Origin of the sequence: Mesorhizobium sp. WSM4976 (assembly GCF_029625685.1) — a bacterium.
Taxonomy (GTDB): domain Bacteria; phylum Pseudomonadota; class Alphaproteobacteria; order Rhizobiales; family Rhizobiaceae; genus Mesorhizobium.
This window is the reverse complement of sequence record NZ_JARTVT010000009.1, coordinates 229,108-241,581: the sequence shown is the minus strand read 5'-3', so window position 1 is coordinate 241,581 and position 12,474 is coordinate 229,108. Positions and strand designations below refer to the sequence as shown.

Sequence of the window (12,474 nt, the reverse complement as noted above, 5' to 3'; positions counted from 1 at the left end):
TATTGCTCGCAGGCGCCAGCGATGGCGATCCTGGCAGGCCGGCCTCGATCCCCAATGCCTGGTCTTCATCGACGAGACCTGGATCAAGACCAACATGGCTCCGCTGCGCGGTTGGGGGCCGAAGGGCAAGCGGCTGCGGGGCCTGGCTCCACATGGCCACTGGCGCACACTGACCTTCCTCGGCGCGCTGCGCTGCGATCGGCTCGCGGCGCCTTGCGTCTTCGACGGACCGATCAACGGCCAATGCTTCCGCGCCTACGTCGAGCAGCAGCTCATCACCGTGCTGAAGCCCGGCGACATTGTCGTCATGGACATGTGTGGACGCCCCCGTTGGTGCAAGAGAATCTTTCGAAGAGCACGGAGCGTGGTCGGTGCTGACATGTGTCCGGCCTCTGTTGCGGCTGTCACATGCCGCGGGCCTGTATGGGAGTTCGCGGAGCGGGTCCAAAACAATCTGGCGCGCTCAAGGCGCGTATCCATGATCTGGTTTTCCCGATCCCGTCTCGTTGACCGTGGCGCCATACTCTCCTTTGGACCTTCTCACACCTTCAAGCCCAGCAGCGATATTATCCCGCTACCGCCGGGCCCTATAAGTTCCCCCTTTCGCCATCAACGCCCACGCGATGCGCGCCGTCTTGTTGGCCAGTGCGACGATCACCAGCATGGGCGGCTTGCGCTCAAGCATCCGCGAGAGCCAAGGATCCCCCGTCGATCCCTTCCGCATGGCCCAGCGCACGGCGGCGCTCGCCCCGATGATCAGCAGCCGTCGCAGAGTTCGTTCACCCATCCGGGACGTCTCGCCGAGCTTCTGCTTGCCGCCTGAGGAGCGTTGCAGCGGCGTGAGGCCGAGCCAGGCCGCGAAGTCCCGCCCCCTCTTGAAGGTTGTCGCCGATGGAGCCAGAGCAGCAAGTGCCGTCGCGGTGATCGGCCCTATGCCGGGAATAGTCATTAATCGCCTGGCTTCGGCATCCTCCTTGGCACGCCGGGCGATCTCGCGGTCGAGCACGGCCAATCTCTCGTCCAGCGCCCGCAGCTGTGCAACGAGCAGAGACAGGATCGGACGGGCAGCTTCGGGGATGGCGGTACCTTTGTCCTCAATCGCCGCGACAAGCTTGGCGGCATGGAAGAGACCCTGTGCAGCCACGAGTCCGAATTCGGCAAGATGGCCCCGTATCGCATTGATGGTCTGGGTCCGCTGACGAACCATAAGATCGCGGACGCGGAACACCATTGCCGCGGCCTGCTGCTCTTCGCTCTTTGCCGCTACGAACCGCATGGTAGGCCTCTGAGCTGCTTCGCAGATCGCCTCAGCGTCAGCGGCATCGTTCTTCTGCCGCTTCACGAAAGGCTTCACATATCCCGGAGCGATTAGCCGGGCATCGTGCCCAAGCTTCGCAATCTCCCGCGCCCAGTAATGACCGCCGGCGCAGGCCTCCATGGCCACCGTGCAAGCAGGCTGCGCGGCAAGAAACTTGAGCACCTGGTCACGACGCAGTTTCTTGCGGAAGGCCACGGCTCCCGATCCATCCGCGCCGTGCATCTGGAACACGTTCTTCGCCAGATCCAACCCGATTGTGCTAACTTCCAACATGGACGCCTCCGTTCAAGTGATGATCAACGACACCACTTTGGCACAGCGATGCCGTGAGGGGGCGTCCACCCCATCAATCTTGGAAGTCATAAGTCGGCGGCCATCAGGCAAGCGATCAAGGCCGCTGGCGCCAGGCTCTGGTACCTGCCGCCCTACTCACCAGACCTCAACCCGATCGAGCAGGCCTTCGCAAAGATCAAACACTGGATGCGTCAGGCGCAGAAACGCACCGTCGAGGATACTTGGCGCCACATCGGCCACCTCGTCGAAACCATCGAGGCAGCCGAATGCAACAACTACTTCGCAAACGCCGGATACGCTTCCGTCAAAAAGTGAAAGACTCTAGCGCCTCAGAAATCCCACGGTGAGATCAGATCAAGGCCAGCGGAGCTGAAGTCGCTCGAATTGCGTGTTGCCAGCCGACCACCGTTGATGCGAGCGATCGCTGCAATCATGCCGTCGGGAGCGGACATGCTTAGGCCTTGGCGCTTGGCCGTTCCCATGATCTCGCCGTAAGCCAAGGCAGCCTCTTCCGTCAGGCCAAAGATGCGGTCGGCAAAGCGATGGCGCCACTGGGAAAGCCCTTGCTCCAAGCGGTTGGCGCGCTCATCAGGTCGTATCTTTTGAATGCCGAAAGCGATTTCACCGATCGCGACTGTGGGAAGAGCGAGCTCCGCGTCGTTCCGGACAAGCCAGGCCAGCACGGCTGGGTTGGGTACCTTCTTAAGGGTCTCCGAAATCACATTGGTGTCGACGAAAATCAAAGCTCTGGCCCGCTATGCACTTGGCGATCTTCGCGGATCACTTTCTCCAGATCGATGTCGGTGCCGCTGCTTGCCGACAGACGAGCATAGAAGGTGGATGCGGGTTCGCGCCCCGCTTCACGAATCTCATAGGACTCAAGCGCGCGTTCGACGACATCCGCTATTGAGCGATTTTCGCGACGAGCAAGTCGATGAGCAAGGTCCCGTGCTTTTGCGCTACGGACCGAGAGCTGTGGTTCGGCCATATCAACCTCCGCTTGACAAAGATAACATATGCCTATCAAAATGTGCCATCAAGATGGCAAATGATGGCCAGCCAGCTCGCCTATTTCAACTCGATCTCGATAAACGCGTACTCGCCGTCATTGGCATTGATGACGTCGTGCTCGACGCCTTCCTTGCGAAAATAAGGCGCTCCCTTCTTCATCTCTGCGAAGGCTTCGCCCTCCTTGGTCACCAGCTTCACCTTGCCGTCCATCAGCGGCACGACGACATAGTCGTGGCCATGGCGATGCCAGCCGGTGTTGGCGCCTGGCGCGAAACGGTACTCGGTTACGATCACGCGCTCATTGTCGACGTGAACTGTGGCCTTGGCTGTCCCGGTCATGGCGCTCTCCCGTTTCTTGTAGAAGAGAAGATGGCGGGCGCGCACGTCAGAGCCAGGGCGCCATGAGCGATGGCGCCAAAGAAAAAGCCCGGCGCGATGGCCGGGCTTGACCCTTGGATATCCGAATTGACTCAGGCGATGGCGCCGTTGATCCAGTGCGACAGCGCCGTCTTCGGCGCGGCGCCCACCTTCATGTCTGCCACTTCGCCGCCCTTGAAGATCATCAGCGTCGGGATCGAGCGCACGCCATACTGAGCGGCGAGCTCGGGATTCTCGTCAATGTTGAGCTTGGCGACCTTAACCTTCGAGCCGAGCTCCCTGGCGATCTCTTCCAGAGACGGGCCGATCATCTTGCACGGGCCGCACCACTCGGCCCAGAAATCCACCACGACCGGCTCCTTGGCGTTGAGCACATCGGCCTGGAAATTGCCATTGTCGACCTTGACGGTGGCCATGCTGAAATCCTTTCGAAAACTCGGGTTGCACCAAATGTGGTGGCTGTGGCGGCGATGTTCAAGCAGTTCTTGTGTCACGCTCCCGTGAGTCGGGCAAGGGCGTCGTCCATGGCAGCCGCGGGCAGCTCGATCAGGCGCGGTGCCTCGGTGAACAGCAGCGCCGCCGTCACCTCGCGCCCCGTATAGAGCGGCTCAAGCAGCGCGCGATAGAGCGCCAGCTGCAGCACATAGGCCGGCGGCACTTCGGCCAGGGTCGTCGGCGCCGGCCGGTTGGTCTTGTAGTCGACGATCGAAACCTTCTCCGGCGTGACCGCCAGCCGGTCTATCTTGCCGGAGATTGAACGCAGTCTGCCCTTCACCTCCAGGCTGCCCATGATCGCGACTTCCGCGCGCGAAGAAGGCGAGAACAGCGCGCCGAAGCGGCTGTCGGACAGGATCGACAGCACGGCGTCCAGCGACCTGTCGCGCTCACCATCCGGCCAGTCGGCGCCGGCGCGCGCCAGGTAGCGCTCGGCCGCGCTCCGCCTTTCATCCTCCGCGATGGCGGGCAGCATCTGCAGCAATTTGTGCAGGGCAAGGCCGCGCACCACCGCGAAGCCGGGCTCTGCGGCGGTATCGAGCACCGGCGAGCGTGTGTCGGGCAGAGCTTCTTTCGCTTCCTCGATCAGCGCCGAAGCGCCGGAGGGCGAAAGCGGCCGCGGCAGTTCCTCATAGGGCGGCAACGGCTGGAACAGGGCGCCAGGCAGCGGGGCGGCATGCCCGATTGAATGCTCAATTTCGCCCTCAGCCAGCGCCACCGGCGGCAATTTCGTCATGTGGAAGCGATGCACCGCCACCTCGGCCGTGGCCGGATGACGCCGCTCGGAACTCTCGGGCGCGCCCACCAGCGCGCGACTGACGATCGAATGCCAGGTGCCGGTGCTGGGCTGCCGCTTGCCGTGATAGCCGCAGACGACCAGCCGGTCCTCGGCGCGAGTCATGCCGACATAGAGCAGCCGCCGGTATTCGTCGTCCGCCAGTTCGCGCGCCCGGACCGAGGCCGCCTTCGAGACGCCATTGGCGACATCGCTGGCCGAGCGCCACAGATAGCCCTTGCCTTTCCATTGCGTCCCCGAGCTTTGGAACGGCATCAGCCGTGGCAGATGCTGGTCGCTGAATGGCGCCGAGCCGCCATCCACCAGGAAGACCACTGGCGCCTCCAGGCCCTTGGCGGCATGAACGGTCATGACGCGGACCTCGTCGCGCGTCTGGTCCATCTCGCGCTTGATTTCTGGGCCGGCATTTTCCAGCGTCGACAGGAAGGATTCCAGGCCCGGCAGTCCGGTCCGTTCCTCGGCCAGGCAAAAACTCAGGAATTCATCAAGGATGTCGCCGGCTTCGGGTCCTAGCCGCGCCGTCATCTTGCGGCGCAGCCCGTCGCGCGCCAGGACCGCCGCATAAAATTCGAACACGGGCTCGAACGCGACCTCGTTTGCCCAGCCGTCCAGCCGGCTAACGACAGCGGCGAGGGAAACATCTTCGGCAGCATGTTGTCTGAGCGAGGCAATCAGCGACTGGCCCGTCGGCCTGTGGCCGGCAAGCATCAGCAACGTCTCCTCGGAGACCTCGAAGATCGGGCTGCGCAGCACGGCGGCCAGGGAGAGATCGTCTTCCGGCTGGACCAGGAAATGCCCGAGCGCGATCAGGTCCTGCACGGCGATATGGCCGGGCAGGCTCAGCCGATCGGCACCAGCGACCGGGATCTGCCGGTTCTTCAGGCTGCGCGACAGCGCATGGACGAAGCGGTCGCGCTTGCGCACCAGGACGAGGATATCGCCGGCGGTCAGTTTCCTGCCCTTGCCTTCGATGACCTCGCCATTGCGCAGCCAGTTCTGGATGGTCGTGGCAACATGCTCGGCCACCCGTACCGCAGGCGCGCTGGCATGGTTGACCGGCAAGGTCCAGTCGTCCGGCTCCTCGACCATTTCGGCGCCGATCGAAGGCCACACCTCAACATAGCCCGGCGCGTCATTGCGGATCGCCTTGTGGCTCAAAGGGTCTGGATCGTGGCTGATGCCGCGCCGCACGCCCGGTTCGGCGAAGACCCGGTCGACCGCGGCCAGAACGTCGTCGCTCGACCGGAACGACCAGGTGAGCTTGAGATTGGCGAAGGCGGCTTCGGCGTCGCGCACGCGCCCGGCGAACAACTGCCGGCTTTCGGCAAAGGAATCGGGCGCCGCGCCTTGGAAGGAGTAGATCGACTGCTTTTCGTCGCCCACGGCAAAGATCGTGCGCGTGACCGCTTCGCGCTGGCCCAGCCCGGCGAAGAACTCTTCCGTCAGCTTCTTCACCACCTCCCACTGGTCGGGGCTGGTGTCCTGCGCCTCATCGAGCAGGATATGGTCGATGCCCTGGTCGAGCTTGAACTGCACCCATGGTCCCGCATCGGGCCGCGACAAGAGGCTCACGGTGCGGGTGATGAGGTCGTTGAAGTCGAGGAAGCCTCGCCCGCGCTTCAATTGCTCGTAGCGCGCGATCAGCCAGCCGGCGACGGTGAGCGCCGCCGCTGTGCCCTCCAGCATGCGGAACAGCGCCAGCCGGTCCGACACGTCGAGGATCGCCTTGGCGGTCGCCAAATAGCGTTCCGGCAAATCCGGCAGCCGGTCGACCAGCGCCTTCTTGAAGATCTTGGGCGGCTCATAGGGATCGCCGTCGGCCTTGAGAAAGGCCTTTGCCAGCAGCCGCAGCCGCCGGATCGGATCGGCCTCGGCGAATGCGCCTCGCGCATAGGGGATCACATTGTTCAGCACCTGCCGCGCGTCGGCGGCTTCGGCGGCCTGTGCGAATTCGGCGAACTGGCCGCGATCGAAGCCGGGCAGCGGCCAGAGCGACGCGGCGATGCCCTCGGCCGTCTGTCCGGACTTAAAGCCGAACTCCGCGAACAACGGCCGGAAATCCCGATCCCTGCCGAGCTTGGCGATGAAATCGCGCAGCTCGTCGCGCTTGCCGACGATCTCGCCAAGCAACGTATCGAGACCGAATTCGCCGCCGCGCTCCAGCACGGTTGCGAAGGCTTCCGCCAGGTCTTCGACGCCGGCGCCTGCCCCCGAGATCATGTCGCGGCGGGCATCTGCAAACAGCGAGGCCTCCATCTGCGGATCGAGCATCTCGAAATGCGCCGGGATGTTGGCCTCGAGCGGGAACTGGTGCAGCACGGATTCACAGAAGGCGTGGATGGTCTGGATCTTCAGCCCGCCCGGCGTCTCTAGCGCCTCGGCAAATAGGCGCCGCGCCCGCCGCATCGTGTCTCGGTCCGCGCCGCGGCCGTCCAGCGCCGCGATCCTGATCGCCAGCTCCGCATCGGGCAGCGCCGTCCATTCCGAGAGCGTCGAGAACACGCGGTTCGACATGTTCGCGGCGGCAGCCCGCGTGTAGGTGAGGCACAGGATCTTCGACGGATCGGTGCCGTTGAGCAGGAGCCGGATGACGCGCTGCGCCAAGACATGCGTCTTGCCGGAGCCGGCATTGGCCGACACCCAGGCGGAATAGGCGGGATCCGAGGCGCGCGCCTGGCTGGCTGCGGTATCGGAGGGGATCGGATATTTCATCCTTCCGCCTCGTCTTCGCTGGCGCCGCCCGCCGACCATTCCAGCACGCGCGCCAGAAGATCGTAGTCGCCACCAGCCTCGCCCTCGCGGAAGGGAAGGGCGCGCGACAGATAGCCGGTGGTCGGATCGGCATAGTGGAAAAGCAGCCGCTCCAGCCGCGCCCAAGCTTCCTCGGAGAGATCATTGGCGGTGCGGGGCTTGCGGTTATATTCCAGGATCGATTCCTCGAACACCTCGCCATTCGGTTTCAGCCGTACAAAGGCAAGCTGCGAGGGCTCGCGGATGCCCAGTTCCCTGAAGGCGCCGCGCCTGAGCAGCGCGCCCTCCAGCGCGAGCTGCGGCGACAGAAGCGTGTGCGCCTGCGCTTTCGAGGGCGAGGAGCCGGTCTTGTAATCGAGTATGTCGGCCATGCCGCCGGCTAGCAGGTCGACGCGGTCGGCATAGCCCGACAGCGTCACGCCGGTGCGCCCGACCACCGTCTTCTCGGCGCGTTCCTCTGCATAGCGCCTCGCGACCGCATCGGCGCGGCCAGCCTCCCATTCGATGACGTTCTCGGCGAGCTTTTCGAAACGCGGCCACCAGACAGCCTCGATATCGGACGGAAGCTTTGCCTCGGCAAAGCAGAGACGCCCGGCTTCGATGAGGCTCGACAGCGCGTTTGGCGCCCTTGGATCCTCTACCCGCCGCGAGAACAGATGCAGGATCTCGTGGAATAGCGTGCCGCGCTCGGCGGCGCCCGGATCGCGGATCAAAGGCTCGAGCGGCATCAGGTTGAGGATGCGCCGCGCATAGACCGCATAGGGGTCGCGGCGCAAAGTCTCGATCTCGGTGACCGAGAAATGCAGCGGGCGCATGCTGAGCGGCGGCTTGGGCTGCGGGCGGGGAGCAAAATCCTTCTTCTCGCCGGCATCGAGCGCCCGCGCCCAGCCGAGCACCACGTCGCCGCGCGCGCGAAGGGCCGCCGCCGGCTCCTTGCCGATGAAGGTCAAGATGCGCTGCAGCCAGCGCGATGGCACCGCCGGCGCGTCGCCGGAGCGCGCCGACCGCGTCAGCACGACCTCTTTCGCGCCCATCGCCATCTGGAAATCATGCGCGGCAAGGCCGATGCGCCGCTCCGGCGGCTTGAGGTCGATGCCGGTCTTCATCAACCGCGACATGAAGCGATCCCTCTCGGGCTTGCGCGGCCACACCCCTTCGTTGAGCCCACCGATGACCAGCGTGTCGACATCCTGCAAGCGGGCTTCCAGCGCGCCCCAGATGGGGATGTTGCGGTCGGTGCCTTGCGCCGGCTTCACCGTCTCCGGCGCGATGAGCGCTTCCATCACGTCGGGCCATTCCGAAGCGGCGAAGGTGAAGGGCGAGGATGCCGCCACCAGTCCGCGCAGCAGCTCGGCGAGTTTTTCGCCGGCGTCGCCGGCATAGAGCTCAGCGAGGCTGCCGTCGGCCGCGCGGCCCAGATCCTCCAGCGCGACGACGCTTGCTCGTGTCAGCTTCGCGATGTCGGCGTCCTTCTCGCCCCGCATAGCGGCGAGCGGCGAGAGCGCCTTGGTAAGGTGGCCAAGCATGCCGTGCGCCTGCTCGATGCCACGCACGGTCAGCCGTGAAAACCAGAAAGGCTGCCTAGTGTCGCCGCTGAGCTCCGCGAGCCGCGTCTCGAAAAGCGCGTCGACCGACGCGACGTCGGGCCGGCCCGTGCCTCCCCGTAAGGCGACCAGCTCGACCAGCTCGGCGGCCTTGCGCACGCTCTGGCGTTCGAGGCCGAGCCCGAGCAGCGGATGCTTGAGCAAGGACAGAAGACCTACCGGGTCGCCGGGCCGGAAGGCGGCGCTCAACGCGAGCCTGAGCAGGCTGGCGGCCGGTGTGTTGATAAGTGGCGCGCCGCCGGAATCGTCTGCAACGACGCCGAAACGCAGGAGTTCGGCCGAAACTCGCCGCGCCAGCGCGCGGTCGCCAGTGACGAGCGCCGCACGCTTGCCCGGAGCTTCCACCGCGCGCTTGAGCGCGATGGCGATCGCCGCTGCCTCGTCGCGTTCGTTCGCCGCCTCCACAAGAGTCACGCCGGCAAGCGCCTGATCGACATCGCCTGCCGTGAAGCGCGGCCGCGTCTCGGTCCAGTATTCGGTGGTTTCGGCCGGCCGCAGCGCTTCGCCGACAAGGGCCGCGCGCAGCGCAAGCGGCAGCGTCGCGGCGACGACCTCCTCGACATCGCGGCGCGGAATGCCGATGCCGCCGATCAGCTTGGCGAGGCCGTATTGCGGGTGACCGAGCGTCGCCGGACGCGCGCCCGGCGCCGTGATCGCCGCGAAGGATGCGTCGTCCAACTCGCGGTCGAGCCCGGGCAGCACAACGGCGCCGTTGGGCAGTCCGGCGATCACGCCAAGCAGTTCCGCCGTGGCGGGAATGGAGCCGGTCGACCCGGCGGCGATCACCGGGCCGGCCGGCGGATTCCGTTTCAGCCGCGCCGCCTCCAGCCGGATCAGCGCGCTGCGATGCGCGGCGGGGTTGGAGCGGTCGCGCTCCTTCAGCAGTTCCGGCCAGTTGTCGGTGACGATGCCGAGGAAATCGAGCGTCACCTGCCACCAGCCGGCGAGGTTGCCGGTGACCAGTGTCGCGAGCTTCGCCCAGTCCGTGCCCTCGGTCTCGATCTCGTCCATCAGCCGGGCAAGGTCGCGCGCCAGCCAGATGGCGTCGGCGGCCGAGGTCGGCACGACGAATTCCTCGTTGAATCGCGCTCTGACATGTGCCGGTAGGCTTTCCTTCCAGGCGCGCACCAGCGGCGCCAGCAACAACAACCGCTCCTGCGCGGCGATCGGCGGCGCGAGGTCTATCGCCGGCGCCGCTTCGGCGTCGAAGGCCGCCTCGTCCTCGTCGAACTCGCCGAGCGGCCGCACCGTCGGCAGGATGGCCGAGCGTTGACCGAGAATGTCGACGAAGGCGCCGCGCAAGGCGCGGGCCGCGCGTCGCGTCGGCACATAGATGGTGGCGTCGGCGAGGGCCAGCGGCTCGCCGTCGAAACGGAAGCCGGGAATCAGCCGCCCGTCGAGCAACGCCTCCGCCAGCGTCGGCAGGAACGGCGCTCCGGGCGGGATGGAAAGGACGCGGCGCGCGCCGCTCATACCGCATTAGATCGCCGTGCGCCCGTTTGGGCGCACAAAGGACGATCTAACCCTTTGACTCTACGCATCGTGCTTTCCGAAAATCGGAACCGATTTTCGGGCCGATGCGGATGCGAGCGCGCCGGCCACGGCTGCTTCGGCGGCGGGAATGGCGTCGGGCGTGCCGACGGTGATCCAGCGTCCGTGCATCTTCATGCCGAAAAGGCGCCCGGCGGCGATCGCCTTGTCGAAATAGACGTTGAGCGAATGTGAGCCTGTGGGAGCATCCTTGAAGATGCGCGGATGGATGATGGCGGCGCCGGCATAGATAAGGCCCGCCGGATCGCCCTTAGAGCGCGTGAGCGCTCCGTCCGGCGCCACCAGGAAGTCGGTGCCGACGCAGTGCCCGGTCGCTGAGTCGAGATCGGTAAGCATCAGCAGAATATCCATTCTCGTAGCGTCCCATGCAAGGGCGAGACGGTCGAGACTGGGCTTGCCGCTGTCGATCCAGAAGGTGTCGGCGTTGATGATGTAGAAGGGCTCGCTGCCGAGCAGCGGCAGCGCCTTGACGATGCCGCCCGCCGAATCCAGCAGCGCCTGGCGCTCGTCGGAGATGACGATCTTCGGCGCTCTGCGTCCAGCGACATGGGCGACGATCTGCTCGGGCAGATAGTGCACATTGACCACCGCCTTGGTGATGCCGGCGGCCTGCAGGCTGTCCAGCCCCCAGTCGAGCAAGCTCTTGCCGGCGATCTTCACCAGCGGCTTCGGCATCGTGTCGGTGATCGGCCGCATGCGCTTGCCGAGCCCAGCCGCCAGCACCATCGCGGTCTTCGGCGTCGTGGTTGGGGCCTTCATGGGACCCGTTCCTCGAGCAGGCCGTGGGCCATGTAGAATTCCTTCAAGCCGGCCAGCCCCGGATGCGCCAGCGCCCGCCTCAGATAATCGCGGATACGCGGCAGGTGCTTCAGATAGTAAGGCTTGCCGTCGCGCTTTTCGAGCCGCACGAAGATGCCGAGGATCTTCGAATTGCGCTGTGCCGCCATGATCGCATAGGCCTCGGCGAAGCCGGCCTCGTCGAAGGCGCCGGCGGCGTGCCGCGCCGCGACATAGGCGGCGACCGTCCGCCGCTCGATCTCCGGCGAGACGGTGACGCGCGCATCCATGGCCAAGGAGGCGACGTCATAGGCGGCCGGTCCGATCAGCGCGTCCTGGACGTCGACGATACCGAGCCGGTCGAGCCCGGATCGCTCAGCCCGCCAGATGATGTTGGGCGAATGGAAGTCGCGCAGCATCAGCGTGTATTCGCTGCCCGCGAGGCGGTCGAGCACCGCGGTCCATTCCTTCTGATAGCCGGCCCGCAAGGCGTCGCTAGCCGGCCCGCCGGCGATCCAGGGCACATACCAGTCGACCAGAAGCTCGGCCTCGATCAGCATGGCGTCCCGATCGAAAGGTGGCACGCCGTGGACCACGCCCGGCGCCGCCTCCATGCGCGTGGGCCAGGCCTTTCCATGCATCATGGCAAGCAGCTCCGCCGCCGCTTCGTATCGTTCGGCGATGGGCTGGCCGTCGCCGCTCAAAAAGCCTTCCGAACCGAGATGCTCGAGGAGCAGAAAACCCTGGTCGAGGTCCTGGGCATGGATCACCGGCACGCTGACCCCGTTCGCGAGCAGCGCCTTGTCGACGGCGACGAAGGCGGCGACGGATTGCGCCGTATGGGCGATCACCGCGTAAGGCTTGCCGTCGCGCACCGGCGGGCCGAGCACGAGGCGCGGCGAGTTCATCAGCACGCGCGGCGGCTCGCCAGGCAGCGAGACGATTTCATAGGAGCGGGCGGAAGCGTCGCCGACGAAGTGGCGGCGGCTGGCCTCGCCCCATCCGGCGGATGCCAGGAAATCGCGCATCGCCAGTGACCGCGCCAGGCGATCATAGGCCGGTCCCTGTCCCGACAATCTCGCCACGCGGCCCTCGCCATGTTCCGCGAGATCGACCCACAGCGCGTTTTCCGGCAATCGGTCTCCGGCCCGTTCCGGCCATTCGATCAGCGCCGCGCCTTGGCTGAGCGCATCGTCGAGGCCGAGCTCGTCGAGTTCCTCCGGCGCCGACAGCCGGTAGAGGTCGAAATGATGCACCGGAACGCGCGTCTCATAGCTCTGCACCAGCGTGAAGGTCGGGCTCGGCACCTCGAGACCGGTATCGTCGGCCAGTGCCCGGATCAAGGCGCGGGCCAGCGTCGACTTGCCGGCGCCAAGATCACCTTTCAGCGCGATCGCATCGCCGGCGCGCAACGCCATGGCGAGATCCTCGCCAAACCTTGCCGTTGCCGCCTCGTCGGCGAGAAAACGCTCAAGCACCATCCCTGTCATATAGGTTGC

9 protein-coding genes and 2 pseudogenes are annotated in these 12,474 nt (G+C 65.7%); 2 read left to right on the top strand and 9 right to left on the bottom strand.

All coding sequences use genetic code 11. The annotated features are described in order from the left end of the window. Nucleotides 1-313 (top strand): annotated as a pseudogene (locus tag P9272_RS13610) (transposase); the annotation flags it as partial. A gap of 261 nt (nt 314-574) precedes the next feature. On the opposite strand, the gene P9272_RS13605 reads toward P9272_RS13610, so the two are convergent. Beyond that, on the bottom strand, nt 575-1,591 hold the full coding sequence (locus P9272_RS13605; RefSeq protein WP_278160926.1) for an IS110 family transposase: 1,017 nt from the start codon (nt 1,589-1,591) through the stop codon (nt 575-577). 75 nt (nt 1,592-1,666) lie between these two features. On the opposite strand from P9272_RS13605, the pseudogene P9272_RS13600 reads away from it, so the two are divergent. Continuing rightward, a pseudogene (locus P9272_RS13600) lies at nt 1,667-1,927 on the top strand (transposase); the annotation flags it as partial. Between the two features lie 14 nt (nt 1,928-1,941). On the opposite strand, the gene P9272_RS13595 reads toward P9272_RS13600, so the two are convergent. The 8 genes from P9272_RS13595 to tsaE form a co-directional block, all read right to left on the bottom strand. Continuing rightward, a complete protein-coding gene (locus tag P9272_RS13595) occupies nt 1,942-2,355 on the bottom strand; it encodes a type II toxin-antitoxin system VapC family toxin (protein WP_278160925.1) in 414 nt (137 codons plus the stop codon). Beyond that, complete coding sequence (locus P9272_RS13590; RefSeq protein ID WP_128258579.1) at nt 2,352-2,600, bottom strand: type II toxin-antitoxin system VapB family antitoxin; 249 nt, start codon at nt 2,598-2,600, stop codon at nt 2,352-2,354. The genes P9272_RS13595 and P9272_RS13590 overlap by 4 nt, the downstream gene beginning before the upstream one ends. Nucleotides 2,601-2,680: 80 nt before the next feature. Beyond that, nucleotides 2,681-2,962 (bottom strand): cupin domain-containing protein, encoded by a 282-nt coding sequence (locus P9272_RS13585; RefSeq protein ID WP_128258578.1) that lies wholly within the window; start codon nt 2,960-2,962, stop codon nt 2,681-2,683. A 131-nt stretch (nt 2,963-3,093) separates the two neighbouring features. Next, the gene (trxA, locus tag P9272_RS13580; protein ID WP_128258577.1) at nt 3,094-3,417 is read right to left on the bottom strand and encodes a thioredoxin; all 324 of its coding nucleotides are present in this window, start codon (nt 3,415-3,417) and stop codon (nt 3,094-3,096) included. A gap of 74 nt (nt 3,418-3,491) precedes the next feature. After that, a complete protein-coding gene (gene addA / locus P9272_RS13575; protein WP_278160924.1) occupies nt 3,492-7,004 on the bottom strand; it encodes a double-strand break repair helicase AddA in 3,513 nt (1,170 codons plus the stop codon). Beyond that, nucleotides 7,001-10,120, bottom strand: a complete 3,120-nt coding sequence (addB, locus tag P9272_RS13570; RefSeq protein WP_278160923.1) for a double-strand break repair protein AddB — start codon at nt 10,118-10,120, stop codon at nt 7,001-7,003. The genes addA and addB overlap by 4 nt, the downstream gene beginning before the upstream one ends. A 60-nt stretch (nt 10,121-10,180) precedes the next feature. After that, nucleotides 10,181-10,957: a nucleotidyltransferase family protein gene (locus P9272_RS13565; protein ID WP_278160922.1), complete on the bottom strand. Its 777-nt coding sequence runs from the start codon at nt 10,955-10,957 to the stop codon at nt 10,181-10,183. Beyond that, nucleotides 10,954-12,465 (bottom strand): tRNA (adenosine(37)-N6)-threonylcarbamoyltransferase complex ATPase subunit type 1 TsaE, encoded by a 1,512-nt coding sequence (tsaE, locus tag P9272_RS13560; RefSeq protein ID WP_278160921.1) that lies wholly within the window; start codon nt 12,463-12,465, stop codon nt 10,954-10,956. Before tsaE ends, P9272_RS13565 begins: the two co-directional genes overlap by 4 nt. Nucleotides 12,466-12,474 lie beyond the last annotated feature (9 nt).